Origin of the sequence: Micromonospora sp. RL09-050-HVF-A (assembly GCF_019374995.1) — a bacterium.
GTDB classification, from domain to species: Bacteria; Actinomycetota; Actinomycetes; order Mycobacteriales; family Micromonosporaceae; genus Micromonospora; species Micromonospora antibiotica.
On record NZ_JAGKQP010000002.1, the window covers coordinates 5,535,839 to 5,561,788 of the forward strand.

Sequence of the window (25,950 nt, forward strand, 5' to 3'; positions counted from 1 at the left end):
CGGGGGTCGAAATCTTGAAGATTCGTGCGCGGTTCGGTTCGACCGGCGGCCCCGCCACGACGAGCGCCCCGCGGCCCGGGTGCCGGGCAGCGGGCCGTCAGTCGGCGGGTGCGAGCAGTCGACGCAGGCGGGCGGGCGGATGGCCGACCCGCTCCCGGACCACCCGGCTCAGGTGCGCCTGGTCGGCGAAGCCGTACTCGGCGGCGATCGTCACCAGCCGGGGCGGATCGGAGCGGCCCAACAGATCCAGCACCGCCCGGACCCGCAGCTCGTTGCGGTAGGCGGTGAGGCTGCGCCCGGTGACCCGCTGGAACACCCGGCTCAGGTGGTGCGGTGAGCAGCCGACCAGCCGGGCGACCTCGGTGAGCCCCAGGGTGAAACCCGACGCGGCGAGCACCTGGCGGGCCTGGTCGGCGAGGCGTCGATGGGCGGCCAGGGTGGCCGGTCGCCGCCCCACCGCACGGTCCAGGTCCGCGCCCGGGGCACCCCGGCCCAGCGGGCTGCCACTGAGCAGGGTGGCCAGGAACTGGTGGGTGTGCTCGGTCAGCTCGAAGCCGTCCAGACCCCGCCGGCTGCGGGCCACCAGCATCCGGTGCTCCAGGTCCAACGCGGCGTCGAGCTGACCGTCCCAGCTGCGCCGGGTGAACCAGTCGCGGGCGTCCGGGCGTTCCTCGAGGACCTCGGGGCGGATCTCCAGGCACGAGTAGACGTCGCCGCAGCCGAGCGGATGGGCCACGCTCATCTCGTCGCCGGGTCGGGTCAGCAGCACCGACGTCGCATCGGCGAACGCGATCTCACCGTTGAGCCGGCGCAGGTATCCGCCGGAGCGCCCCAGGTAGACCCGGTAGCCGAGGTTGGGCACCGGGCCCACCCAGCCCGGCTCGTCGATCAGGCAGCGCACCTCGTAGAAGGTCATCCCGTCGGGCAGGCCCAGACCCCGCCACCGTCCCTGGGTGGTCTGTTGGCGTGGGTCCGCGCCCCACTGCTGTGGCATTGGTCCTCCCCCGTTCCGGCACCGCCGCTGCGGGCTCGATTGTCTCCCTCGCGAGATAGGCTGGCGGCCGTGCACCCCCCGGCCCGGCCGGGCGTGGGGGCATCTTCGCGCGCCCCGGGCCGACCGGCGGCTTTCCTGGAAGTGATCACTGATGCTCACCGGACTCTTCTCCGCCGCCCTGGCCGACCCCGGGCTGGCCCGTGCTCGTGACCTGGCGCGCTCCGGTGCCGCCCAGGTCGACGGGCTGGACCTGACCGCCCCGGCCGCGCTGCGCCCGTTCGCCGTGGCCGCCGTCGCCGCCGACGAGCCGGTCGGCGGGGCCGGCCGGCCGGTGCTCGCGGTGACCGCCACCAGCCGGGAGGCCGACGACCTGGCCGCCGCGCTGGGCAGCCTGCTCCCGGCCGGGCAGGTGGCGGTCTTCCCGTCCTGGGAGACGCTGCCGCACGAGCGGCTCTCACCCCGTTCCGACACCGTCGGCCGGCGACTGGCCGTGCTGCGCCGCCTCGCCCACCCCGACACCGCCGACGCGCAGGGGGTGACCGGCCCGCTGCGGGTGGTGGTGGCCCCGGTGCGCTCGCTGCTGCAACCACAGCTCAAGGGCCTCGGCGACCTGGACCCGGTGCAGCTCGCCGCCGGGGAGGAGGCCGACCTGGAGCAGGTCGCCCGCCGGCTCACCGACCTGGCGTACGCCCGGGTCGACCTGGTCACCAAACGCGGCGAGTTCGCCGTGCGCGGCGGCATCCTGGACGTCTTCCCACCCACCGACGAGCACCCGTCCCGGGTCGAGTTCTGGGGTGACGAGGTGGAGGAGATCCGCACCTTCGCCGTCGCCGACCAGCGCACCATCGAAGGCGTACCGCAGCTGTGGGCCCCGCCGTGCCGGGAGCTGCTGCTGACCCCGGCGGTGCGCCGGCGGGCCGCCGCGCTCGCCGGGGAGCACCCGGAACTGGCCGAGATCCTCGACAAGCTGGCCGAGGGCATCCCCGTCGAGGGGATGGAGTCGCTGGTGCCGGCGCTGCTCGGCAGCGAGAGCCTGGAGCTGCTGGTCGACACCATGCCGGCCGGCACCCACGTGCTGCTCTGCGACCCGGAGCGGATCCGCACCCGGGCCCACGACCTGGTGCGTACCTCGGAGGAGTTCCTCCAGGCGAGCTGGGCCGCGGCCGCCGTCGGTGGCCAGGCCCCGGTCGACCTCGGCGCCGCCGCCTTCAAGTCCCTGGCCGAGGTACGCGCCACCGCCCGCGCCCTGCGCCAGCCCTGGTGGACCCTCGCCCCGTTCGGGCTGGTCGAGGCGGACGCCGCCACCCCCACCCGGCAGCCCTGGGAGGATGCGCCGGGCGGGGGAGACGTGACCCCCGACGACGCGATCACGGTGACCCTGGCCGCCCAGCCGGCCCCGCTCTACCACGGTGAGACCGGCCGGGTGGTCGACGACATCAAGCGCTGGACCGGCGAGGGCTGGGCGGTCGCGTTGGTCTTCGAGGGGCACGGTCCCGCCCAGCGGGCCGTCGAGGTGCTCCGCGACGCGGGCCTGGGCGCCCGGCTCACCGAGCAGGTGCCGGCCGCGCCCGCCCCCGGCGAGGTGCTGGTCACCTGCGGCTGCCTGACCGCCGGCTTCGTCGACGAGGCGTCGAGGTTCGTGCTGCTCACCGGCAACGACGTCACCGGTGGCCGGGGCACCTCCACCCGGGACATGCGCAAGATGCCGAGCCGGCGGCGCAACACCATCGACCCGCTGGAGCTGAAGGCCGGCGACTTCGTCGTGCACGAGCAGCACGGCATCGGCCGGTACGTCGAGCTGGTGCAGCGCACCGTCAACGGCGCGTCCCGCGAATACCTGGTCATCGAGTACGCGGCCAGCAAGCGCGGCCAGCCCGGCGACCGGCTCTTCGTCCCCACCGACCAGCTCGACCAGCTCTCCCGCTACGTCGGCGGCGAGCAGCCCACCCTGCACAAGATGGGCGGCTCGGACTGGCAGAAGTCCAAGGCCCGCGCCCGCAAGGCGGTCCGGGAGATCGCCGCCCAGCTGATCCAGCTCTACGCCGCCCGCAAGGCGTCCAAGGGGCACGCGTTCGCCCCGGACTCCCCGTGGCAGCGGGAGCTGGAGGACGCCTTCCCGTGGCAGGAGACGCCCGACCAGTTGGCCGCCATCGAGGAGGTCAAGCGGGACATGGAACAGACCGTCCCGATGGACCGGCTGATCTGCGGTGACGTCGGGTACGGCAAGACCGAGATCGCCGTCCGGGCGGCGTTCAAGGCGGTGCAGGACGGTAAGCAGGTGGCGGTGCTGGTGCCGACGACGTTGCTGGTGCAGCAGCACTACAACACGTTCGCCGAACGGATGAACCAGTTCCCGGTGACCATCCGGCAGCTGTCCCGCTTCCAGACCGCCAAGGAGAGCGAACGGACGTTGGAGATGGTCGCCGACGGCACCGTCGACATCGTCATCGGCACCCACCGGCTGCTCCAGACGGCCACCCGGTTCAAGCAACTCGGCATGGTGGTCATCGACGAGGAGCAGCGCTTCGGCGTCGAGCACAAGGAGCACCTCAAGACGCTGCGCGCCTCGGTCGACGTGCTGAGCATGTCGGCCACCCCGATCCCGCGGACGCTGGAGATGGCGATCACCGGCATCCGCGAGATGTCGACCATCGCCACCCCGCCGGAGGAGCGGCACCCGGTGCTGACCTTCGTCGGGTCGTACGACGACCGGCAGGTGGCCGCGTCCATCCACCGTGAGTTGCTCCGCGACGGGCAGGTCTTCTACCTGCACAACCGGGTGGAGTCGATCGACCGGACGGCGCGGAGGCTGCGCGAGCTGGTGCCCGAGGCGCGGGTGGCGGTGGCCCACGGGCAGATGGGCGAGGAGGCCCTGGAGAAGGTGATGGTCGGCTTCTGGGAGAAGGAGTTCGACGTCCTGGTCTGCACCACCATCGTGGAGTCCGGCATCGACATCCCGAACGCCAACACCCTCATCGTGGAGCGGGCCGACCTGCTCGGCCTGGCCCAGCTGCACCAGATCCGGGGCAGGGTGGGTCGGGGCCGGGAGCGGGCGTACGCGTACTTCCTCTATCCGCCGGAGAAGCCGCTCACCGAGCACGCGCACGAGCGGTTGGCCACCATCGCCCAGCACACCGAGCTGGGCGCGGGCATGTACGTGGCGATGAAGGACCTGGAGATCCGGGGCGCCGGCAACCTGCTCGGCGGCGAGCAGTCCGGACACATCGAGGGCGTCGGGTTCGACCTGTACGTCCGGATGGTCGGCGAGGCGGTGTCGGCGTTCAAGGGGGAGAGCACCGAGTCCGACGAGCTGGCGACCGACGTCCGCATCGATCTTCCGGTCGACGCGCACCTGCCGCTGGACTACGTGGGGGTGGAGCGGCTGCGGCTGGAGATGTACCGCAAGCTCGCCGAGGCGCGTGACGACGAGCGGCTGCGCGAGGTGGTCGCCGAGATGACCGACCGGTACGGCGAGCCGCCCGCCCCGGTGCAGAACCTGGTCGCGGTGGCCCGGTTCCGGTTGCTGGCCCGCCGCTACGGCCTCTCCGACGTGAGCGTGCAGGGCAAGCACCTGCGGTTCGGGCCGCTGCCGTTGCCCGATTCCAAGCAGTTGCGGCTCAAGCGCTACCACCCGGACTCGGTCTACAAGCCGGCCACCGACCAGGTCAGCGTGCCCCGGCCGAGCACCCGCCGGGTCGGTGGCGAGCCGTTGCGTGACCAGGCGCTGTTGGAGTGGTGCGCCCAGCTCCTCTCCGACGTCCTCGGCGAGCCGGCCCCGCTGGCCGGGGCGCGGGCATGAGCGGCCGGTCGGGTCCGGTGACCCGGGGTGGCCGGGGCCGGGGGCGCGAAAGCTGCGGGCGGGGGCCGCAGCGCGTGGTGGGCGGCGTCACCGTAGCCGGGCAGGCATGAGAGAGTGACCGTCATGCGTGCACGCCGTCTCATCGCCGCCGCCAGCGTCGCGGCACTGGGTGTCCTCTCCCTCACCGCCTGCGGCAAGGCATCTCCGGATGTGGCCGCATACATCGGCGACAGTCGCTACTCGGTCGCCCGGGTGGACGCGATCTACACCGACGCGCAGACGAGGTACGCCGAGGCGGTGCGGCAGGGCGCGGCCCAGTCCGGCCAGACCCCGGCCCCGGAGCAGCTGCGGGCCGGGGTGACCCGGCAGGACGTGGTGAACCTGCTGGTCAGCATCGACCTGGGCAAGCGGGTCGCGGCCGAGAAGGGCCTCCAGGTCCCCGACCAGATCACCCCGGACCAGCTGGCCCAGCAGTTGCAGATGCCGCCGCAGGCGGAGTTCGCGAAGCTCTGGGGTGAGTGGGCGGACCTGTTCTCCGTGCTCAGCCAGCAGTTGCCGCCGGCCGACCTGAGCGACGAGTCGGTGATGGCGGTCTACCACGCGATCGAGAAGACCGGCGGCATCGACAAGGGGCTGCCGGTGGCGCAGGTGCGGCAGCTCTTCGGCGACGGCGGTTTCGTCCGCAGCGCCGCCGCGTTGAGCAACGCGCTGGGGGAGCAGGCCGACAAGCTTGACGTCGAGGTCAACCCCCGGTACCGGCCGCTCGGCGTCCCGGCCTGGGTCAACAAGGGTCAGGAGCTGGTCTTCTACGCGCTGCCGTACATCGACGCGAGCGGCCCGGTGACCGACGTGTCGACCCCCGAGCCGGTCGGCAGCCCGACCCCGGCGCAGGGGCCGGTGGCCTCCTGAGCACGTCCCACCGGATCGTCCTGCTGGTCACCTCGCCCCGGTTGCCGGCCGGTCTGCTGACCGCCGCCGCCTGGGACGTGCTGCGCTCCGCGCCGGTGCTGACCGGTGCACAGAGCGCCCAGGTCGCGGCGGTACGCGCGGCGGGCGTCGAGGTCACCGTCGTCTCCGGCGGAGCCACCGACGCGTTGCTCGACGCGGCGGCGGCGGGCGGTACGGCGGTCTGGCTGGCCGGCCCGGCCGGCGACGAGTCCCTGGCCCGGGAGTTGGGTCTGCGGTTGGCCCGGCAACCGGGGCTGGCCGAGCTGGAGCTGATGTACGGCTCGTGGGACCCGCCGGGGGCCCGGCTGCTCGATGCGGTCGAGGTGATGGACCGGCTCGCCTCCCCGGGTGGTGACCCGTGGAAGCGGGCGCAGACCCACCGTAGCCTCGCCGGTTTCCTGATCGAGGAGTGCTACGAGGCGTACGACGCGATCAGCGACGGTGACACCGACGCGCTCCGTGAGGAGTTGGGCGACGTGCTGCTCCAGGTGCTGCTGCACGCGCGCCTGGCGGAGGACCTGCCCGAGGGTGAGCGGTGGAACGTCGACGACGTGGCCGGCACCCTGGTCGACAAGATGGTCCGCCGGAACCCGCACGTCTTCGCCGGTGCCGAGGCGGGTTCGCTGGCCGAGATCGAGGCGAACTGGGAACGGATCAAGCGGGCCGAGAAGGCCCGTGCGTCGGTGCTCGACGGCATCGCGTTGAGCCAGCCGGCGCTGGCCCTGGCGGCCAAGGTGCTGGACCGGGCCGGTCGGGCCGGCCTGACCGCCCCGCTGCCGTCCCCCGACGCCCAGCCCGACCCGGAGTCCCACCTGGGTGCCACTCTGCTGACCCTGGTCGCCGAGGCCCGCCACGCCGGCCTGGACCCCGAAGCGGCTCTCCGCCGCACCACCCTGGCTCACACCCGAACCCTCCGCACCACCGAACCCCCCACCTCGTCGAGTTGATCAAGAGGTTTGCGTCAGCCCTGCGCGATCCGGTGACGCGAACCTCTTGATCACGAGAGCGGGGCGGGTGTGCGGTGCCGCGAACCTCTTGATCGACGAGGCCGGGGCGGGCGGTGGGGAGTGGGTAGGGTCGGGGGATGGGTTCATTCGTGCCGTTGGCGGAGCGGATCGTCGAGGCCGTGCTGGAGAGCCGGCCGGGGGTCGCCACGTCGAGCGGGGACCACCGCTACGACGACCGGTTGCCCGATCTCTCCGCCGGGGCGGTCGCGGCCGACCAGGCGATGCTGAGGGAGGCCGCCGACGCGCTCGCCGAGGTCGACACGGACTCGCTCGACGTCGAGGAACAGGTCGACCACGCGCTGCTCAGTGCCCTGGTCGACCGGGAACTGTTCGAGTTGAGCGAGATCCGGGCCTTCGAGTGGGACCCGCTGGTGCACAACCCCGGTCCGCTGCTGCACGCCCTGCTCGCCCGCCCGTACGCCCCGGTGGAGGAGCGGCTGGCCCACCTGGCCGGGCGGCTGACGGCCGTACCCGACGCGTTGGCGACCGCGCGGACGACGTTGCGGGACATGCCCCGGGTGCACGCCGAGACGGCGGTCGGGCAGTTCGTCGGCACCGCCGCGCTGATCCGCGACGAGGTGCCGCTGCTGCTCGCCCAGGCACCCACGCTGGCCGGCACGGTCGGGCCGGCCGCGACGGCGGCGATCGCCGCGCTCGACGAGTTCGTCGGCTGGCTGCGCGCCGGGCTGGCCGCCGAAACCGGGCCGGGCCGTGACCCCCGGCTGGGCCGCCGCCGCTGGGAGGCCCGCCTCTGGCACACCCTCGACACCGAGCTGGGCGCCGCCGAGGTGCAGCGCCGCGCCTGGGCCAACCTGGACCGGGTCACCGCCGAGATCCGCGCGGCGGCCGTCGAGCTGGTCGGTGGCCCGGCCGACGACGAGACGGTACGCCGGGCGCTGGACCTGCTGGCCGCCGAGCACCCCGACGACCACTCCATCGTGGACCTCGCCTCGGTCACCCTCGACGAGGCCGTCGACTTCGTCCGGGCCCACGACCTGGTCGGCCTGGTCGACGACCCGTGCGTGATCCAGGAGATGCCGGAGTTCGCCCGGGGCGTCGCGGTGGCCTACTGCGACTCGCCCGGCCCGCTGGAGCCGGCCGACCTGCCCACCTTCTACTGCATCGCGCCCACCCCGGCGGACTGGCCCGCGCATCGGGTCGACTCGTTCTACCGCGAGTACAACGACCACATGATCCGCAACCTGACCGTGCACGAGGCGATGCCGGGGCACTTCCTCCAGCTCGCCCACGCCCGCCGGTACGCCGGCCCCACCCGGGTCCGGGCGCTGACCGAGTCGGGGGTGTTCATCGAGGGCTGGGCGGTCTACACCGAGGAGCTGATGGCCGGCCTCGGCTTCGGCGGCCTGCCGGTCCGCCTCCAGCAGCTCAAGATGCAGCTGCGGATGACCATCAACGCCCTGCTCGACCAGTTGGTGCACTGCGACCAGATGACCGAGGCGGACGCGTTGGCGCTGATGACCGAACGCGGCTTCCAGGAGGAGGGCGAGGCGGCCGGCAAGTGGCGGCGGGCGCTGCTCACCTCGACGCAGCTCTCCACCTACTTCGTCGGCTACAGCGAACTGGCCGACGTTGCCGCCGCCCGGCCGGCCGGGGTGTCGGTGCGGGACTGGCACGACGCGATGCTCGCCCACGACTGCCCGCCCCCACGCCACCTGCGCACCCTGCTCGGCATCTGACCGCCACGCCACCCCGGCCGGGTGCCCGCCGTCCGGGCCGCGCGGGTGCCGGCTCAGCCGCGGGCGGCGACGGCGTCGATCAGCCAGCGGGAGATCGAGTACGCGGGCGGCAGCTCCGCAGGCAACGCGTCCACCGGGAACCAACGGGCCCGCACCAGCTCCCGCCCGTCCACCACCGGTTCGGCTCCGGCATCGGCGACGGTGGCGGTGAACCCGGCGAGCAGCACCCCCGGCCCGGAGATCGCCCAGGGTTGGCTGCCGAAGTAGTCGATCGTGTCGAGGTCGAGCGAGACCTCCTCGGCGACCTCCCGCCGGACCGCCGTCTCCAGCGACTCGCCGGCCTCCACGAAGCCGGCGACCAGCGCCCACAGCTCGGTCGGCCCGGACGCGTGCCGGACCAGCAGCAGCTCGGTGGGGCCACCGGCCGGGCCGGGGCGGGTGATCGCGGTGAGCACCGCCGGGGAGAGCCGCAGCGGCACGTACAGGCCGCAGTCGGGGCAGCGGCGGGCCGTCTCGCCCGGCACGTCGGCCAGCGCCGCCCGGCAGGCCCCGCACCAGCGGTGGGTACGCCGCCAGGTGACCACGGCCACCGCCCGTCCGGCGAGCGTGGCGACCGGCTCGGGCAGCTCGGCGGCGAGCGCCCGCCAACTGCGCCACCGCCCGACCGGCCGTCGACCCCCGGCCCTGCTCCCCACGGTCTCCCCGCTCCCCGGCTCCCCGCCCCCGGTCGGGTTGTCCCGGGTGGCTGGCCGGCCCGGGTCGGCCGTCTCCAGCGCCCAGGCCGGCACGCCGTCGAGCGTGCCCAGCGGCACCCATCCGGTCCCGGCCGGCAGCTCGCCGACCCGGGGCAGGCCACCGTCGGGGGTGGTGAACAGCCGGGTGCCGGCCACCAGCAGACCCAGATCGCCCGACGCGGGCGCGGGCCCGGCAGCGTGGCCGGCCGCGTCGTCAGCCGGAGGCGTGGGGCCGGCGGGGCGGTCGGTGGCGGTCGTGGAGGCCGCCGGGTGGTCGGCCGGGGGCGTGGGGTGTCCGGGCGGTGGGACGGTCACGACGACGCCGGCCGGCGGTCCGTCACCCCGGCACCGGCCGGCAGGTCGAACGCCGTCGGCGTCACCGAGTCGGTGAAGCGTTCCAGGGCCAGCTCGACCGGCTGGCCGTCGAGCAGACCGGTGAAGCTGCCGAGCACCCCCTCGGTGGTGACGCAGGCGTCGAAGTCCCCGGCGGAACGCCGGACGGCGACGCAGGTGGCGTGGTGGCCGACGAGCGTGGTGTCGCTCTGCTTGACCTGGGCCTGCGGGTCCAGGGCGGCCTCGGTGAGCAACCGGATGACGGCGGGCGGGGTGACCAGCCCGGCCTTGCGGGCCTCGGCGAACAGCGGCACGGCGGCCTTGCCGGACATCAGCACCGGCGGCTCCACCGTGCAGGCGGTCCGCCCGGCGGTGGTCGCGCACCGGGTGATGGCCTGCTCGGAGACGGTGATCTTGCCGGCGGCCCAGGTGTACGCCGAGCGGGCCGGCTCCTTCTCCTGGGCGATGGTGGTGGTCCGGCCGCCGGGGAGCCGGTATTCGGCGGTCCAGGTCTGGACCAGGGACTCGTCCAGCCGGGTGGCGAGATCGTTGATCAGATCGGACCGGCCGAGGGTGCGTCCGGTGTCGTCGAGGGTCTGACAGCCGGTGACGGTGAGCGACGCGATGACCGACACGGCGAGCACGCGGAGGGTGGTCGAGACGGCGGGCATGGCGACCAGCGTGGTCGATCGTGTCCACCCGGCGCAAACCGGTTGCCGGTTGAGGGGTGAGAATCCGGGAATGTCCGTTAGGGCGGGCTGATTAGGGGTGGGCTACGTGTGCCCGGACGCCGTGCAGCCGAGCGTCGCCCGATACGCTGCGTTCAACACAACTGCCCCAGCCGCACCGTCGCGGCCCATACCGGATTCGCACAACGAACGAGGAGCGACTCAGTGGCAACCATCGAGGGAATCGTCGCCCGGGAGATTCTCGACTCACGGGGCAACCCGACGGTCGAGGTCGAGGTAGGGCTGGACGACGGCACGATCGCTCGCGCCGCCGTACCCTCCGGCGCCTCCACCGGCGCCTTCGAAGCGGTCGAGCTGCGCGACGGTGACAAGGACCGCTACCTGGGCAAGGGCGTCGAGAACGCGGTCGCCAACATCGAGGACAAGATCGTCGACCAGCTGATCGGCTACGAGGCCAGCGAGCAGCGGCTGATCGACCAGAAGATGCTCGACCTCGACGGCTCCGACAACAAGGGCACGCTGGGCGCGAACGCCATCCTCGGGGTCTCCCTGGCGGTGGCCAAGGCGGCTGCCGGCAGCGCCGAGCTGAGCCTGTTCCGTTACCTGGGTGGCCCGAACGCCCACCTGCTGCCGGTGCCGATGATGAACATCCTCAACGGTGGCGCGCACGCCGACTCCAACGTCGACGTCCAGGAGTTCATGATCGCGCCGATCGGGGCCCCCAGCTTCCGGGAGGCGCTGCGCTCCGGTGCCGAGGTCTACCACGCGCTGAAGTCGGTGCTCAAGAAGAAGGACCTCTCCACCGGTCTGGGTGACGAGGGTGGCTTCGCCCCCAACCTGCCCAGCAACGCCGCCGCGCTCGACCTGATCGCCGAGGCGGTCGAGAAGGCCGGTTACCGGCTGGGCACCGACATCGTCTTCGCCCTCGACGTGGCCGCGACCGAGTTCTTCGACAACGGCACCTACACCTTCGAGAGCGCCGCCAAGAGCGCCGAGGAGATGAGCAACTACTACACCAAGCTCATCGGCGACTACCCGATCGTCTCCATCGAGGACCCGCTGGCCGAGGACGACTGGACCGGCTGGGCCACCCTGACCGCCGCCGTCGGCGACCGGATCCAGATCGTCGGCGACGACCTGTTCGTCACCAACCCGCAGCGCATCGCCCGGGGCATCGCCGAGAAGTCCGCCAACGCGGTGCTCGTCAAGGTCAACCAGATCGGTTCGCTGACCGAGACCCTGGACGCGGTGGACCTGGCCCACCGGGCCGGTTTCAAGTGCATGATGAGCCACCGCTCCGGCGAGACCGAGGACACCACCATCGCCGACCTGGCCGTCGCCACCGGCTGCGGTCAGATCAAGACCGGTGCCCCGGCCCGGTCCGACCGGGTCGCCAAGTACAACCAGCTCCTGCGGATCGAGGAGGAGCTGGCCGACGCGGCGCGGTACGCCGGCGCCGGCGCGTTCCCGCGTTACCGTTCGGCCTGACCCAGGCGAACCTCGGGGGAGGGGTGTGACGATGCAGCAGCGCCGCACACCGGGTGGCCAACGCCCGGCCCGCCGGCCGACCGGTCGGCCGGGCGGGGCCCGGGGCGCCCGGACGCCGCTGCGCGACGGCGGGGTCCGCGCCGAGCCGCGGGCTGCCGCGGCCCGGTCGCGGCCCGCCGACGGGGTACGGTCGGCGAACCGTCCGGCGGCGGCCCGCCGGACGGCGGCCGGCGGCACCATCCGGCGACTCACCGCGCCCCACCCCCGACGGTTCACCGGCCGGGCCACCGTGCTGTTCGCGGTGCTGCTCGCGCTCGCCCTGGCGTACACCTATCCGGTCCGGGTCTATCTCGACCAGCAGGTCGACATCGAGCGGATGGAGGCCAGCCAGGCCGCCCAGCGTACGGAGATCGCCGAGCTGTCGGCCCAGGCGGCGAAGTGGCAGGACCCCGAATACATCAAGATCAAAGCGCGGGAACGGTTCTTCATGGTGGCCCCCGGTGAGACGCCGGTGATCGTGCTCAACGACGCGGACGGCGCGGCCCGGGACGCCAACGGCGGCCGGCCGCCGACCCCACCCAAGACCCCCGACCCCTGGTACGACACCCTGTGGTCGAGCGTCCAGGCGGCGAACGGCGACGCCCCGGACCAGTGAGCAGCACCCGCGTACCGAACGAGAGATGGGCACCGTGACTGTCGTACCACCGCAGGAGCCGGCGGCGGACTCCGTACCCCCGCCGGAGCACCAGCCGGCCACCGAGGCCGACCTGGCCGCGGTGGCCGCGCAGCTCGGACGCCCGCCCCGGGGCACCCGGGCGGTGGCCCACCGCTGCCCGTGCGGCCTGCCCGACGTGGTGGAGACCACCCCCCGGCTCGCCGACGGCACCCCCTTCCCGACGCTGTTCTACCTGACCTGCCCCCGGGCGACGGCGGCGTGCAGCCGGCTGGAGTCGGCCGGGTTGATGAAGGAGATGGCCGAGCGGCTCGCCGAGGACCCGGAGCTGGCCGACCGGTACCGGGCCGCGCACGAGGACTACCTGGCCCGCCGGGCCGTGATCGGCGAGGTGCCGGAGATCGCCGGCATCTCCGCCGGTGGGATGCCCGGCCGGGTGAAGTGCCTGCACGTGCACCTGGGCCACGCGCTCGGTGCCGGCCCCGGCGTCAACCCGTTCGGCGACGAGACGCTCGCCTTGGTGGAGAAGTGGTGGACGGCCGGGCCGTGCGTGGACCTGCCGGCGGCGCAGTGACCGACGAGATCGTGGTACGCCGGGCCCGCACCGGCGACGTACGCGGCATCCGCCGGCTGGTCGACACCTACACCGACGACCGGCGGCTGCTCAGCAAGGCCACCGTCACCCTCTACGAGGACGTGCAGGAGTTCCGGGTCGCGGTCACCGGCGACGGGCGGGTCGTCGGCTGTGGCGCGCTGCACGTGATGTGGGAGGACCTCGCCGAGATCCGTACCGTGGCCGTCGACCCGGCCTGCCGGGGACGGCGGCTCGGCCACCGGATCGTCACCGAGCTGATCGACGCCGCCCGGGAGTTGGGCATCGCCCGGATCTTCGTGCTCACCTTCGAGACGGCGTTCTTCGGCGCGTTCGGGTTCACCGAGATCGACGGCGCCCCGGTGCCGCAGCCCGTCTACGAGCAGCTGCTGCGCTCCTACGACGAGGGCGTCGCCGAGTTCCTCAACCTGGAACGGGTCAAGCCGAACACCCTGGGCAACACCCGGATGCTGCTGCGCCTCTAGCCCCGGACGGCGAGGTCCGCGCGCGGTGCTGCTGCGCCTCTAGCCCCTGACGGCGGGGTCCGCGCCCGCTTGCGGCGGCCCGAAGGTGCGGCCACGACCCGGTCTTGACCCGGCCCGCCACCCTGGGTCGGTGACGATCGTGCGCCGGTTGGGCGCGGTGCTCGCCGCCCTGGTGACCCTGTTCGCCCTGGTCGGCATCGCCCGGCTGATCGCCCCGGCGACCGGTGGCGTCGACCGCCAGCCGCCCGGGGTGGACCGGCAACTCGACTACCTGCGGGCCGAACTGGACGACGGTGCCGGCGAGGACGCCCAGGCGATGTTCCCGGAGGGCTGGTTCTTCGCCCACGCGCTGTACGGGCTGGCCCGGGTGGAGACCGGCCTGCGGCAACCGCCGCAGGGGCGTGACGATGCGCTGCGGGAGGCCCGGTGGGCGCTGGCCCGGCTGGAGTCGCCGGCCGGCACGGCCCCGTTCAGCCGCGACCTGACCCCGGCGTACGGCGTCTTCCACGCCGGCTGGACGAACTGGCTGCGCGGCGGGGTGCTCGCCCTGCAACCGGAGTCGGGGCGGGACCCGGCCGAGGTGCGCCGGTTCGCCGAGGCGTCGGCGACCCTGGCCGCCGCGTTCGACGCCTCTCCCACGCCGTACCTCGCCGCCTATCCCGGGCAGGCGTGGCCGGTCGACTCGACGGTGGCGGTGGCCTCGCTGCGGCTGCACGACGCTCTGCTACCGCCGCGTTTCGCGCCGACCACCGGCCGCTGGCTCGACGGGGTACGCCAGCGCCTCGACCCGCGTACCGGTCTGCTGCCACACCGGGTCGACCCGGGCACCGGAGCACCGGCCGAGGTGGCCCGGGGCACCTCGCAGAGCGTCATCCAGCGGTTCCTGCCGGAGATCGACCCGACCTTCGCCCGCGAGCAGTACCTGCGCTTCCGCACCGACTTCGTGGTGTCGCCACTGAGGCTCGGCCCGGCGGTGCGGGAGTACCCGCGCGGCCTGGACGGCCCGGGGGACGTCGACTCGGGACCGCTGCCGCTCGGGGTGAGCTTCTCCGCCACCGTGGTGACCCTCGGTGCGGCCCAGGTGCAGGGCGACGACGCGTTGGCCGGGGCGTTGGCCAACTACGGCGAACTGGTCGGCTTTCCGCTGGACACCCCGCACACCCGCCGGTACGCCTTCGGGCTGCTCCCGATCGGTGACGCCTTCCTGGCGTGGTCGAAGACCGCCCGCCCGTGGGTCTCCGCGCCCACCGACCCGCCACCGGCGACGGTGGACCCGTGGTGGCGCGCGCCGCTGGTGGCGCTGCTGGTGCTGCTCGCCGTGCTGCCCTGGGCGCCGTGGCTGCTGTGGCGTCGGCGCCGGCGACGGTGACCACCGCCGGCCCGGCAGGCGCTGCCGGGTGCGGTTGGCGCTGCCGGGCACCCTGTCGGTGCTGCCGTGCGTCGGGGCGGTGCGGTCGGGCGTCGGGTCGGCGCTGCCGTGCGCGGGCGACTGCTGCCGTAGGGTTGCTGCCGTGACGACGCGTGTGGCCGCCATCGACTGCGGGACCAACTCCATCCGCCTGCTGGTCGCCGACCTGCCCGATCCGTCGGCCGGGCCGCAGGCCCCGCTGGTCGACCTGGCCCGCCGGATGGAGATCGTCCGGCTCGGTCAGGGCGTCGACCGGACCGGCCGGCTGGCCCCGGAGGCGATCGAGCGGACCCGGGTGGCGCTCGCCGGGTACGCCGCCGAGATCGACAAGCTGGGCGTCGACCGGGTGCGGATGTGCGCCACCTCGGCGTCCCGGGATGCGAGCAACGCGGCCGACTTCCGGGCCATGGTGGAGCAGACCCTGGGCGTCGCGCCCGAGGTGGTCACCGGCGACGAGGAGGCCCGGCTGTCGTTCACCGGCGCGGTCCGGGGGCTGCCCGCCGACGCGGAGCCGCCGTACCTGGTGGTGGACATCGGCGGCGGTTCGACCGAGTTCGTGGTGGGCACCCGCGACTCCGGGGTGCAGGCGGCGATCTCGGTGGACATCGGCTGCGTCCGGATGACCGAACGGCACCTGCACGGCGACCCGCCGACCGTCGCCGAGGTCGCCGCCGCGCAGGCCGACATCGCCGCCGCCGTCGACCGGGCGCTCGCCGCCGTCCCCGGCCGGGAGGCAGCCACACTGGTCGGGCTCGCCGGTTCGGTCACCACCGTCGTCGCCATCGCCCAGGACCTCCAGGAGTACGACCCCGAGCGCATCCACCACGCGCGGGTGCCGTACGAGCGGGTGGCCGGGGTGACCGCCGACCTGCTGGGCCGGACCGCCGCGCAGCGGTTGGCGATCCCGGTGATGCACCCGGGCCGGGCGGACGTGATCGGTGCGGGTGCCCTGGTGCTCAAGGTGATCATGGAGCGGGCCGGGATGTCCTCGGTGGTCGCCTCCGAACACGACATCCTCGACGGCATCGCCTGGAGCCAGCACCCCACCCCCAGCTGACCCCCACGCTCCCCCTCCTCCTCCCCCCTCCCTCCCCTCCGCTCGACATCGAGCCCGGTGATCAAGAGCTTTGCGTCAAATTTCCCGGCGAGAACGACCCAAACTTCTTGATCACCGGGCCGAGGGTGTGGTGATCAAGAGGTTTGCGTCGGAAATCCGGGTGGGGATGACGCGAATCTCTTGATCACCGGGCCGGGGTCGGGGGTCGGGGGCGAGGGCCGGGGCCGAGGGTGAGGGTCGGGGCGGGGGATGGGCCGGGGGTGAGGGTCGGGGCGGGGGTGGGCCGAGGGTGAGGGCTGGGGCGGGGTGGGGGTGGGGTGGGTGGGGTGGGTGGCGGGGGAGGTGAGGACGGGGGGTGGGGTATGGCGTTGTTGACGGTAGTGCGCAGTGCGCAGTAGTGTGTGATGCGTGGACACCACACAACTACTCAAGGGTGTGCTCGACCTGGCCGTGTTGGCCGTGTTGCGGGATTCCGACGGGTACGGCTACGACATCCTGCGCCGGCTGCGCGAGGCCGGGCTGGATGAGGTCGGCGACGCGTCGGTCTACGGCACCCTGCGCCGACTCTTCGCTGCCGGCCTGCTCACCACCTACGTCGTGCCGAGCGAGGCCGGCCCGCACCGCAAGTACTACGCGCTCAACGCCGCCGGCCGTGACCAGCTCACCCGCTCCGGCAAGACCTGGCGCGCGTTCGCGACGACGATGGACCAGCTGCTCGACGATCGGGGGATGGCGGCATGACCGTCACTGGGCAGGAGATAACGGACTACGTCGAGCGGGTGCGGACCGCCCTGGCCGACCTGCCACCGCAGGTACGCGAGGAGCTGACCGAGGACCTTCCGGAACACCTCGCCGAGGTGGCCGCCGAGGCCGACGGTTCCCTGGTCGACCGGCTGGGCACCCCCGAGGCGTACGCGGCGGAGTTGCGCGCCGCCGCCGGGGCGGGTGACCCGGCGGCCGGCCGGCGGGCGCTGGAACGGCGGATCGCCACCATGCTGGGGCGTGCCCGGGCCCGGGTGGATCGGGTCGACGCCCGGCTCGGCCCACTGTTCGGTCACGACACGGCGGGGGAGTTCCTGCGGCTGCTGCGCCCGGCGTGGTGGGTGGCCCGCGCCTACCTGGTCGCGATGATGCTCACCGCGCTCAGCACCGACGGGCCGCTCGGCCTGCTGCCCCGGCTCGACGGCCACGCGTTCGTCGGCCTGCTGGTCTTCGCCGGCCTGGTGTGCGGCTCCGTCTGGTTGGGTCGGCGCACCCCCGAGCTGCGGTCCTGGCGGCGCTGGGCGTTGCACGCCAGTTCGGCGGTGCTGGCGTTGTTCGCGATCGCCGCGGTGGCGAACGTGGACGACCAGGCCCGCTCCGGCTACGGCTACGGCTACGGCTACGAGACGACCTCCGTGCAGAACCCGTACGACCAGGTGCAGGACGTCTACGTCTACGACAGCGAAGGGCGGTTGGTGGAGAACGCCCGGCTCTTCGACCAGAACGGCACCCCGATCCGGTTGGGCTGGCCGGCCTGCGACGATCCGGCCCTGCCCGACGTCAACCCGGTGCAGCGCGGCTACCCGTACTGCCCGCAGCAGGCGCCGTTCCGGCCGCGTCCGCCGGCCGTCGCCCCGCTCCCGCCCGGGTCCGGCGTGAGCCCCGGCGGGTCGCCGACGGCCACCGCGCCGGGTGTTGCGCCGACAGCCACCGCGCCGGGAAACCCCGTACCCACGGGATCGGTGCCGGTCGCGTCGCCCTCGGTGTCCGGGCCGGCGGGGGTGCCCCTGCCCACCGCCACCGGCTGACCTGCCGTTGCTGGGAAATGGCTGAACGGACGAGGGGAACGGGGCAGCACGCGCTGATCTTCGTCGCTACGTTGTCGTCTGCTCATTCGCCCCTCGGAAGGAAATTCAGTGTCAGAGCAGGTCGCATCGTCCCCCGCGCCGCAGGCGGAGCAGGTGGCCCAGCCCGAACCGGTCACCCCGGCCACCGCCGCGCAGCCGACGGAACCGAAGGGTGGCGGGGCGAAGAAGGTGCTCGGCATCGTCGGCGCGATCGTCGCCTTCCTGGTGATCGCGGCGCTGAAGTTCGGCGTCGCCAATGCCATCGGCAACTTCCTCAACCCCGACGAGACGGCCGAGGCGAAGGCCGGTGACTGCATCGCCGAGCTGCCGGAGGTGACCGGCACGCAGGAGAAGTCGGTCAGCGACGCCAAGGTGGTCAAGTGCACCTCGACCGACGCCGTCTACAACGTGGTCGGCCGGGTCGAGGAGCAGACCGAGGCGCAGGCCAAGACCGGTAAGGCGTGCGAGCAGTACATCAAGGAGGGTGAGGACGGCTACGTCTTCTACAACATCGCCCCGGGCGGCAAGGGCTACCTGCTCTGCCTCACCAAGAAGGCGTGACCGACAGGGCCTGACCGGTCCGTACGACGATCAGCCGACGGCGGCGCGGGATTCCCGCGCCGCCGTCGGCGTGTTGCACGCCACCGTTCGATGAACGCGAGGTATATGCCACTGTTCTGGCATCTTCCCGGCACGCGTACGGCGTGGCAGGCTACCGACACGTAGGAACGCCCTGCGACCAGCCGACGATGACTGACCGACAGGAGGACGGGCCGATGGGCGAGATGGTGAGTTACCGCCGGAACGCAGGGACCGGCGAGGGGTATCTCGCGGTACCGGCCAGTGCGACGGCCAGCCCGGCGGTCATCGTCATCCAGGACTGGTGGGGTCTCGTGCCGCACATCCGCTCGGTGGTGGACCGGTTCGCCGAGGCCGGCTTCGTGGCGTTGGCCCCCGACTTCCGGCACGGCCAGCCGGCCAGCAAGCCCAGTGAGCCCCGGCAGATGCTCAACAGCACCCAGATGGACGAGGCGGCGGCCGACATCGCCGGGGCGGCGGAATACCTCGCCGGTCGGGCCGAGGTGACCGGCAAGGTGGGGTGCGCCGGGTTCTGCGCCGGTGCCAGCCTGGCGCTGTGGGCGGCCACCCGCGCCGAGCGGATCGTCGCCACCGCCGCCTTCTACCCCCGGCTGCCGTGGGACGGGATGCCCACCGAGTGGACCGACTACGCGGGTAAGGCGGCGGTCGTGCACTGCTCAGAGGCCGACGGACTGTCCGCCGCCGACGGCGTGCAGACGGTACGCCGGGCCGTGGAGAACGCCGGCGGCACCTGCCAGACCTACGACTACCCGGGCACCGCGCACGCGTTCTTCAACGAGGACCGGCCGGAGAACTTCGACCAGCGGGCCGCCGCCACCGCCTGGGCCCGCACCCTCGAACTCTTCCGGGCCAAGCTTGGCTGAGCGCCGGTCAGCCGACGGGCGCAGGCGTTGACGGTGCCCAGGCCGACCGTGTCCCGTACCCCCGCCGAGGTGGTCGCCCGCGCCGCGCGGGCGACCGACCTGGCCGACCTCGACGCGGCGGTCAGCGACTGTTTCGCCTGCCCGCGCCTGGTCGACTGGCGGGAGGAGGTCGCCCGGACGAAACGGGCCGCGTTCCGCGACCAGGACTACTGGGGTCGCCCGGTGCCCGGCTTCGGCGCCCCGACAACCGCACCGGGCGCGGCGGCGCGGGCCCGTCCGCCACCCCACCCGGCCCGGTGTCCGAACCCCGGATCGGGATCCTCGGCCTGGCCCCGGCGGCCCACGGCGGCAACCGGACCGGGCGGGTCTTCACCGGCGACCGCTCCGGCGACGTGCTCTTCGCCGCCCTGCACCGCGCGGGGCTGGCCAACCAGCCCACCAGCGTCGCCGCCGACGACGGCCTCGCCCTCACCGGCGTGCGGATCTTCGCCGCCGTGCGCTGCGCCCCGCCGGACAACAAGCCCACCCCGGCCGAGCGGGACACCTGCGCCCCCTGGGTGCACCGGGAGGTGGCCCTGATCCGACCCACCATGCGGGTGGTCGTCGCCCTGGGCGCGTTCGCCTGGGCGGCGTGGTGGCCGGTGCTACGCCAGGTGTACGGCGTCCGACCGCCCAGCCCGCGACCGGTCTTCGGCCATGGGGCACACTGGTCCGGGTCGGCCGCTCCCGATCTGCTCGGTTGCTACCACGTCAGCCAGCAGAACACCTTCACCGGGCGGTTGACCACACAGATGCTGGACGACGTGTTCGCCCGGGCGAAACAGCTCGCGGGGGTGGACTGAGCAGCGTGGGGCGGTGGCGATGGACCTCGGCGTACTGCGCAGGTGGTGGCCCGTCGCCCTGGTGACGCTGCTGCTGCTCGCCGCCGCGCTCTCCGCCGGGCACTCCTCGATCGGCGCGAGCCGTATCCCGCCGGCCGCCGACAACATCCCGTACGTGCCGGATTACCCGTCCGCCGAGCCGGCCGCGTCGATCCCGATCGAGCCCCGTGCCGACGCCGCGCAGACCCGGGCGAGTGTTCCGCAGTGGATCGCCACGGCGGCGCTCGGCCTGCTCGGGCTGGCGATCCTGGCCGCCGTGGGCTACCTGGCCTGGACGCTGCTGCGCGGCGCGCTGCGCCGGACCACCCGGGCGGTGCCCGCCGCGCGGGCCCGGCGTACCGCCGAGGGGACCGCCCGGGAGGTGGTGGCCGCGCTCGACGCCGGCCTGGAGGAGCTGGACGACGCCGACACCGACCCGCGTACCGCCGTCATCGCCTGCTGGGTGCGGCTGGAGGAGGCCGCCACCGAGGCCGGCGTGCCGAGGCTTACCGGGGACACCCCGACCGACCTGGTCACCCGGTTGTTGCGGGGAGACCCGGCCGCCGGGGTGCCCGCCATCGCCAGCGCCGACGTGCTGGACGGCTTCGCCCACGTCTACCGCGAGGCCCGCTACGCCACCCGCAGCGTCGACGCCCGGATGCGGGACCAGGCCCGGGGGGCGCTGCGCCGGCTGCGTGGCGAACTCACCGCCCTGGCCGACCCGCAGGTGCCGGCGTGACCGCCCGCCAGCACACCGCACCCGGTGGGGTGCCGGCGTGACCGCCCGCCACCCGTCCGGCGGGGTGTCGGGGTGAGCGAGTCGACCGGTCTGGACGACCTGTTCCGTTTCGAGGAGGAGCCGTCGGCCCGGTCCGGCCGGGCCCGGGGCGGGCGCGTGCGCTGGCTGTTCCGGCTGCTCCTGACCACCGCCGGGGTGACCGCCGTGGTCCTGGTCGGCCTGCGCGCGGTCGGTCTGCAACTGTCGATCAGCATCGTGGTGGCGGGGGTGCTGGCGGTGCTCACCGTCCGTCGGGTCACCGCCGCGCTGGCCCCGCCGCCCCCGCCCCGCAGCGGGGCCCGGACCCCGGCCGGTGAGGAGCCGGGCGCCTACAACTGGGCGGCCCGGGACGCGCTGCGGGCCGCGATCAACGGCTGGGAACGACCGCTGGACTGGTCCTCGGGCAACCAGGAGCGGTTCACCGAGCGGATCCTGCCCCGTCTCGGCGAGCTGGCCGACGAGCGGCTGCGCCAACGCCACGGCCTGACCAGGGAAGCCGACCCGACCCGGGCCCGGGCCCTGCTCGGGGACCCGCTGTGGAGTTTCCTCGAGACCCCCTCCCGCCGTCCCCCGTCGCCGCGCGACCTCGCGGCGATCGTCGCCGAACTGGAGAAGATCTGATGAACGACGTGGACCGCAGCATTCCCGCCACGGAGGTCGGCCACCTGGCCCGGGCGGTGCTGGACGCGGTCGGCACGGTCGTGGTCGGCAAGCGGGAGTCCCTGGAACTGGTCCTCGCCGGCATCCTGGCCGGCGGGCACGTGCTGCTGGAGGATCTGCCCGGCCTGGGCAAGACACTGACCGCCCGTTCCTTCGCCCAGGCCCTCGGGTTGGACTTCCGCCGCCTCCAGTTCACCCCCGACCTGCTGCCCGCCGACGTCACCGGCTCGTTCCTCTACGACCAGCGCACCGGCGACTTCTCCTTCCGGGCCGGTCCGCTCTTCACCAACCTGCTGCTCGCCGACGAGATCAACCGGACCCCGCCGAAGACCCAGTCGGCGCTGCTGGAGGCGATGCAGGAGAAGCAGGTCTCCGTCGAGGGCGTCACCTACCGGCTCGACGAGCCGTTCCACGTCCTGGCCACCGCCAACCCGATCGAGTACGAGGGGACGTACCCGCTGCCCGAGGCGCAGCTCGACCGGTTCCTGCTGCGGGTGTCGTTCGGTTACCCGCAGCGCGACGAGGAGTGGGAGGTGCTGCGCCGCCGGATGGACCGCCGCCGCGAGGAGGCGCAGATCGAGCCGGTGGTCGACGCCGCAACCCTGCGGGCCATGCAGGCCGCGTTGGAGGACGTGGTGGTGGAGGACTCCGTCGGCAAGTACATCGTGGACCTCACCGCGGCCACCCGGGAACACCCGTCGGTGCTGGTCGGGGCGTCCCCCCGGGGTTCGCTGGCGTTGCTGCTGCTGGCCCGGGTCCGGGCCGTCTTCGCCGGCCGGGACTACGTGGTGCCGGAGGACGTGAAGGAGGTGGCCGCCCCCGCGCTGGCGCACCGGATCACGTTGCGTCCGGAGATGTGGCTGCGCCGGGTCGACCCGTCGTTCGTGGTCGGCGAGGTGCTGGAGCAGACCCCGGCCCCGGCCAGTGGGGCGCTGCCCAGCTACGCGGCCGGCCGGGCCGGGCGCTGATCGTCGTGCCGGACCGTCAGGAGCCGACGGCGGGCTGGTCGCCCACCTGGGCGCTCGGCCGGGCGGTGCTGCTCACCGGGCTGCTGCTGATCGCCGCGGTGCTGCTCGGCCGGGTCGACCTGGTCGTGCTGGCCACCCCGTTCGCGCTCGGCACCGCGTACGCGTTGCGTCGCCGGCCCTCCGCCGCCCCACAGTTGGAGATCATCGCCGAGGATGCCCAGCTGGTAGAGGGCGGTGACCTGGCCGGCGCGGTGGCGGTGGGCAATCCGGACACCGTGCCGTACGACGTGGTGGTGGTCCGGACCCGCGTCTCGCCGTGGCTGTCGGTGCGGCGGGTCGGTTTCGGCGGCATCGAGCTGGATGTCAGCCGCTCCGGCGGCATGGACCGGCCCTTCGTGACGGCGTTGTCCACCGGCACCGCCGTCGACCTGGAACTGTCCGGCACCGCGCTGCGCTGGGGGCGGCACCCGGTCGGTCCGGCCGGTGCCCGGGCCGCCGCCGCCGACGGACTGCTGGTCTCCCGTGCGGTGCTCACCGAACCGGTGCGGATGCGGGTGTACCCGAAGACCGAGCCGTTCGACGCGGTGGAGGCGATGCCCCGGGCCGCCGGGCTGGCCGGCGCGCACCACTCGCGCCGGCCGGGGGAGGGCGGGGAACTGGCCGGGGTGCGGGTCTTCGGGCCGGGGGACCGGCTGCGCCGCATCGACTGGCGGGTGTCGCTGCGGACCCGGCAACTGCACGTGGCGTCGACCCTGTCCGACCGGGACGCCGAGGTGGTCGTCCTGCTCGACGTCCTGGCCGAGGCGGGGCGGTCCGGCGGGGTGGCCGGAGCGGCATCCGTGTTGGACACCACCGTCCGGGCCGCCGCCGCGATCGCCGAGCACTACCTGCACCGGGGCGACCGGGTGGCCCTGCTGGAATACGGCCCGGCGGCCCGTCGGCTGCGCCCCGCGACCGGCCGCCGGCAGTACCTGACCGTGCTGGAGTGGCTGCTCGACGTGCACGCCGAGTCCTCCCCACACGAGCCGTACGACCAGGTGTTCGGGCCGCAGGTGCTCTCCGCCGACGCGCTGGTGGTGGTGCTCACCCCGCTGCTCGACGAGCGGTCCGCGCAGATGTTGGCCCGGCTGGCCCGGGGCGGACGGTTCGTGGTGGCGGTGGACACCCTGCCGACCGACCTGGCCCCACCCGGCGACCGGGGCTGGGCACCGGTTGCGTACCGGCTGTGGCGGCTGGACCGGGACACGATGATCGCCCAGCTCCGGGAGCACGGCGTGCCGGTGGTGGGCTGGGCCGGCGCGGGCAGCCTGGACCAGGTGCTGCGGGACGTCGCCCGGCTGGCCACCGCCCCCCGGGTGGGTGGCCGGTGAGCCCGGTGGACGCGGCCCGGGAGCGGGTCCGGGCGGCCCGCACGGCGGTGCGTCGGGTGGCGCTGCTGCCGTTGCTGGTGCGCGGGGCGGTCTTCCTGGTGGTGCTGGCCGGCCTGCTGCTGGCGTACCCGGTGGAGCTGTTCCAGGCCCGGTCGCTGCTCGCACTGACGGTGGTGGCGGTGCTGCCGGCGGTGGCCCCGCGCCGGGTCTGGCCGACCTTCGCCGCGCTGGTCACGGTCGCCGGCTGGGTGTTCGCCTCGGCCGGTTACGACCGTCCGATCGCGTTGTGGCGGTTGTTGGCGGTGGCGACCCTGCTCTACCTCGGGCACACCCTCTGCGCCCTGGTGGCCGTGTTGCCCTACGACGGGGTGACCGACCCGAACGTGGTGCTGCGCTGGCTCACCCGGGCCGGCGCGGTGGTGCTGGCCTCCGCGGTGATCGGCGTGTTGCTGACCCGGGCGGGGCAACTCGGCCCGGATGACGGTTTCCAGACCGCCACGGTGGTCGGACTGCTGGTGGCGGTGGGTTTGAGCGGGCTGCTGGGTTGGCTGCTGCGCCGCAGATAGCGCGACGTTGCGCAGCTCACAGGTGTTGTGCTCCGTCACAGATGGGGGTCTCGAGGGGTATTACCGCAGCCGCCCGGGGAAAGATGGATACGTGAATCCGAAGCGGATCCTTGTCGTGGGTGCCGGGCACGTGGGCCTGTACGCCGCTCTGCGCCTGTCCAAGAAGCTGAGCTCCCGTGAGGCCGAGGTCGTCGTCGTCGACCCGCAGCCGCACATGACCTACCAGCCGTTCCTGCCCGAGGCGGCGGCCGGCAACATCTCGCCCCGGCACTCCGTGGTGCCGCTGCGGCGCGAGTTGCGCAAGTGCAAGGTGGTCGCGGGCGCGGTGACCCGGATCGACCACAGCCGCAAGACCGCGGTGGTGCAGCCGATCTCCGGCCCGACCCGGGAGATCCCCTACGACCACGTGGTCGTCGCCCCCGGCTCGGTGTCCCGCACCCTGCCGATCCCCGGCCTGCACGAGCACGGGATCGGCTTCAAGACCATCGGTGAGGCCATCTACCTGCGCAACCACGTGTTGGACCGGCTCGACGTGGCCGCCGCCACGCCGGATCCCGACGTCCGTCGCTCTGCGTTGACCTTCACCTTCGTCGGCGGCGGCTACGCCGGCATCGAGGCGTTGGCCGAGATGGAGGACATGGCCCGGGACGCGCTGCGCTACTACCCCGAACTGGAACCGGACGACATGCGCTGGGTGCTGGTCGAGGCGACCCAGCGGGTGCTGCCCGAGGTCGACCGGGACATGGGCGCCTACACGGTGCAGCAGTTGCTCAAGCGGAACATGGACATCCGGTTGGACACCCGGCTGGAGTCCTGCGTCGACGGTGTGGTGAAGCTCTCCGACGGTGACAGCTTCCGCTCCGACACCATCGTCTGGACGGCCGGGGTGAAGCCGTCGCCGATGCTGGACCGCACCGACTTCCCCCGCGACGAGCGGCGGCGGGTCACCTGCCTGCCCACCCTCCAGGTCGTCGACGGCGACCGGGTGGTCGAGGGGGCGTGGAGCGCCGGTGACTGCGCGGCCGTGCCGGACCTCACCAAGGAGCCGGGCAACTACTGCTCGCCGAGCGCCCAGCACGCGGTGCGGCAGGCCGCCCGGATGGCCGACAACATCGCCCTGGTGGTCCGGGGCCGGCCGCCTGTCGACTACAAGCACAAGCACGCCGGCAGCGTGGCCAGCCTCGGCCTGCACAAGGGCGTCGCCCAGGTGTACGGCATCAAGATGACGGGCTGGCCGGCCTGGTTCATGCACCGGACGTACCACATGAGCCGGATCCCGTCGTTCAACCGCAAGGTCCGGGTCGTGGTCGACTGGTCGCTGGCCTTCTTCCTCAAGCGTGAGGTGGTCGCGCTCGGTCAGCTGCACGACCCGCGGGAGGAGTTCGCGGAGGCGTCGCAGCCGATCCCGATCACCAGCCGGGCGGCCTGACCGCCGCTCCGACACCGGACGCCCCTGCCCGCCGGAGCGGGCAGGGGCGTTCGCGTCGCCGGGTACGCCGGGGCGACACGGACCGGTTACCGTGGGACTGCACCGCCGCGCATCGACGTGACG

Annotated in this window: 23 protein-coding genes and 1 pseudogene; 21 read left to right on the forward strand and 3 right to left on the reverse strand. The window is 73.6% G+C overall.

What is annotated here, in order from left to right; genetic code table 11:
* Window positions 1-97 precede the first annotated feature (97 nt).
* Window positions 98-994 (reverse strand): AraC family transcriptional regulator, encoded by an 897-nt coding sequence (locus J7462_RS24645; RefSeq protein ID WP_219467173.1) that lies wholly within the window; start codon window positions 992-994, stop codon window positions 98-100.
* A 151-nt stretch (window positions 995-1,145) separates the two neighbouring features.
* Between J7462_RS24645 and mfd the strand changes: the two genes are divergently transcribed.
* The 4 genes from mfd to J7462_RS24665 all read left to right on the forward strand — a co-directional run bounded on the left by mfd (window position 1,146) and on the right by J7462_RS24665 (window position 8,445).
* Entirely contained in the window at window positions 1,146-4,793 is a 3,648-nt protein-coding gene (mfd, locus tag J7462_RS24650) for a transcription-repair coupling factor (protein WP_219467176.1), read from the forward strand.
* Between the two features lie 123 nt (window positions 4,794-4,916).
* A complete protein-coding gene (locus tag J7462_RS24655; RefSeq protein ID WP_219467177.1) occupies window positions 4,917-5,702 on the forward strand; it encodes a hypothetical protein in 786 nt (261 codons plus the stop codon).
* Window positions 5,699-6,688 carry a nucleoside triphosphate pyrophosphohydrolase gene (locus tag J7462_RS24660; protein ID WP_219470671.1) on the forward strand — a complete coding sequence of 330 codons (990 nt, stop codon included), beginning with the start codon at window positions 5,699-5,701 and terminating at the stop codon, window positions 6,686-6,688. The genes J7462_RS24655 and J7462_RS24660 overlap by 4 nt, the downstream gene beginning before the upstream one ends.
* Before the next feature lie 137 nt (window positions 6,689-6,825).
* Complete coding sequence (locus J7462_RS24665) at window positions 6,826-8,445, forward strand: DUF885 domain-containing protein (protein ID WP_219467180.1); 1,620 nt, start codon at window positions 6,826-6,828, stop codon at window positions 8,443-8,445.
* Window positions 8,446-8,498: 53 nt separating this feature from the next.
* Here the strand turns inward: J7462_RS24665 and J7462_RS24670 are convergent, their stop codons facing one another.
* Window positions 8,499-9,335 carry an NUDIX domain-containing protein gene (locus J7462_RS24670; protein WP_308291018.1) on the reverse strand — a complete coding sequence of 279 codons (837 nt, stop codon included), beginning with the start codon at window positions 9,333-9,335 and terminating at the stop codon, window positions 8,499-8,501.
* 155 nt (window positions 9,336-9,490) lie between these two features.
* Window positions 9,491-10,183, reverse strand: a complete 693-nt coding sequence (locus J7462_RS24675; protein WP_208568548.1) for a hypothetical protein — start codon at window positions 10,181-10,183, stop codon at window positions 9,491-9,493.
* A gap of 222 nt (window positions 10,184-10,405) precedes the next feature.
* On the opposite strand from J7462_RS24675, the gene eno reads away from it, so the two are divergent.
* From eno to J7462_RS24760, 17 genes and pseudogenes are all read left to right on the forward strand, one after another.
* Window positions 10,406-11,689, forward strand: a complete 1,284-nt coding sequence (eno, locus tag J7462_RS24680; protein ID WP_208568547.1) for a phosphopyruvate hydratase — start codon at window positions 10,406-10,408, stop codon at window positions 11,687-11,689.
* A gap of 31 nt (window positions 11,690-11,720) precedes the next feature.
* Window positions 11,721-12,344 carry a septum formation initiator family protein gene (locus J7462_RS24685; protein ID WP_219467203.1) on the forward strand — a complete coding sequence of 208 codons (624 nt, stop codon included), beginning with the start codon at window positions 11,721-11,723 and terminating at the stop codon, window positions 12,342-12,344.
* Window positions 12,345-12,378: 34 nt separating this feature from the next.
* Window positions 12,379-12,936: a DUF501 domain-containing protein gene (locus J7462_RS24690; RefSeq protein WP_219470673.1), complete on the forward strand. Its 558-nt coding sequence runs from the start codon at window positions 12,379-12,381 to the stop codon at window positions 12,934-12,936.
* Complete coding sequence (locus tag J7462_RS24695) at window positions 12,933-13,439, forward strand: amino-acid N-acetyltransferase (protein ID WP_219467207.1); 507 nt, start codon at window positions 12,933-12,935, stop codon at window positions 13,437-13,439. Before J7462_RS24690 ends, J7462_RS24695 begins: the two co-directional genes overlap by 4 nt.
* Before the next feature lie 130 nt (window positions 13,440-13,569).
* Window positions 13,570-14,808, forward strand: a complete 1,239-nt coding sequence (locus tag J7462_RS24700) for a hypothetical protein (protein WP_219467209.1) — start codon at window positions 13,570-13,572, stop codon at window positions 14,806-14,808.
* Between the two features lie 154 nt (window positions 14,809-14,962).
* Window positions 14,963-15,904, forward strand: a complete 942-nt coding sequence (locus J7462_RS24705) for a Ppx/GppA phosphatase family protein (RefSeq protein ID WP_219470674.1) — start codon at window positions 14,963-14,965, stop codon at window positions 15,902-15,904.
* 408 nt (window positions 15,905-16,312) lie between these two features.
* Window positions 16,313-16,645, forward strand: a complete 333-nt coding sequence (locus J7462_RS24710; RefSeq protein ID WP_219467211.1) for a PadR family transcriptional regulator — start codon at window positions 16,313-16,315, stop codon at window positions 16,643-16,645.
* The gene (locus J7462_RS24715) at window positions 16,642-17,694 is read left to right on the forward strand and encodes a hypothetical protein (protein WP_219467214.1); all 1,053 of its coding nucleotides are present in this window, start codon (window positions 16,642-16,644) and stop codon (window positions 17,692-17,694) included. Before J7462_RS24710 ends, J7462_RS24715 begins: the two co-directional genes overlap by 4 nt.
* A 108-nt stretch (window positions 17,695-17,802) precedes the next feature.
* Window positions 17,803-18,294: a hypothetical protein gene (locus J7462_RS24720; protein WP_255597890.1), complete on the forward strand. Its 492-nt coding sequence runs from the start codon at window positions 17,803-17,805 to the stop codon at window positions 18,292-18,294.
* Window positions 18,295-18,509: 215 nt separating this feature from the next.
* Entirely contained in the window at window positions 18,510-19,196 is a 687-nt protein-coding gene (locus tag J7462_RS24725; protein WP_208568659.1) for a dienelactone hydrolase family protein, read from the forward strand.
* 48 nt (window positions 19,197-19,244) lie between these two features.
* A pseudogene (locus tag J7462_RS24730) lies at window positions 19,245-20,038 on the forward strand (uracil-DNA glycosylase).
* Window positions 20,039-20,057: 19 nt separating this feature from the next.
* Window positions 20,058-20,795, forward strand: coding sequence for a DUF4129 domain-containing protein (locus J7462_RS24735; protein WP_219470678.1), 738 nt, complete (start codon window positions 20,058-20,060; stop codon window positions 20,793-20,795).
* A 72-nt stretch (window positions 20,796-20,867) separates the two neighbouring features.
* The gene (locus J7462_RS24740; protein ID WP_219467218.1) at window positions 20,868-21,455 is read left to right on the forward strand and encodes a hypothetical protein; all 588 of its coding nucleotides are present in this window, start codon (window positions 20,868-20,870) and stop codon (window positions 21,453-21,455) included.
* Window positions 21,455-22,462: a MoxR family ATPase gene (locus tag J7462_RS24745; protein WP_208568540.1), complete on the forward strand. Its 1,008-nt coding sequence runs from the start codon at window positions 21,455-21,457 to the stop codon at window positions 22,460-22,462. Before J7462_RS24740 ends, J7462_RS24745 begins: the two co-directional genes overlap by 1 nt.
* 5 nt (window positions 22,463-22,467) lie before the next feature.
* Window positions 22,468-23,832, forward strand: a complete 1,365-nt coding sequence (locus J7462_RS24750; protein WP_374197547.1) for a DUF58 domain-containing protein — start codon at window positions 22,468-22,470, stop codon at window positions 23,830-23,832.
* A gap of 5 nt (window positions 23,833-23,837) precedes the next feature.
* Window positions 23,838-24,398 (forward strand): hypothetical protein, encoded by a 561-nt coding sequence (locus J7462_RS24755; RefSeq protein WP_219470682.1) that lies wholly within the window; start codon window positions 23,838-23,840, stop codon window positions 24,396-24,398.
* A 91-nt stretch (window positions 24,399-24,489) separates the two neighbouring features.
* Complete coding sequence (locus J7462_RS24760; RefSeq protein WP_208568539.1) at window positions 24,490-25,827, forward strand: NAD(P)/FAD-dependent oxidoreductase; 1,338 nt, start codon at window positions 24,490-24,492, stop codon at window positions 25,825-25,827.
* The last annotated feature ends 123 nt before the right edge of the window (window positions 25,828-25,950 follow it).

Coding starts and splice junctions, on each gene's coding strand:
- J7462_RS24645 (WP_219467173.1), bottom strand. CDS start 994: ATGCCACAGCAGTGGGGCGCGGACCCACGCCAACAGACCACCCAGGGA.
- J7462_RS24675 (WP_208568548.1), bottom strand. CDS start 10,183: ATGCCCGCCGTCTCGACCACCCTCCGCGTGCTCGCCGTGTCGGTCATC.
- J7462_RS24665 (WP_219467180.1), top strand. CDS start 6,826: ATGGGTTCATTCGTGCCGTTGGCGGAGCGGATCGTCGAGGCCGTGCTG.
- J7462_RS24735 (WP_219470678.1), top strand. CDS start 20,058: ATGGACCTCGGCGTACTGCGCAGGTGGTGGCCCGTCGCCCTGGTGACG.
- J7462_RS24745 (WP_208568540.1), top strand. CDS start 21,455: ATGAACGACGTGGACCGCAGCATTCCCGCCACGGAGGTCGGCCACCTG.
- J7462_RS24655 (WP_219467177.1), top strand. CDS start 4,917: ATGCGTGCACGCCGTCTCATCGCCGCCGCCAGCGTCGCGGCACTGGGT.
- mfd (WP_219467176.1), top strand. CDS start 1,146: ATGCTCACCGGACTCTTCTCCGCCGCCCTGGCCGACCCCGGGCTGGCC.
- J7462_RS24715 (WP_219467214.1), top strand. CDS start 16,642: ATGACCGTCACTGGGCAGGAGATAACGGACTACGTCGAGCGGGTGCGG.
- J7462_RS24725 (WP_208568659.1), top strand. CDS start 18,510: ATGGGCGAGATGGTGAGTTACCGCCGGAACGCAGGGACCGGCGAGGGG.
- J7462_RS24685 (WP_219467203.1), top strand. CDS start 11,721: ATGCAGCAGCGCCGCACACCGGGTGGCCAACGCCCGGCCCGCCGGCCG.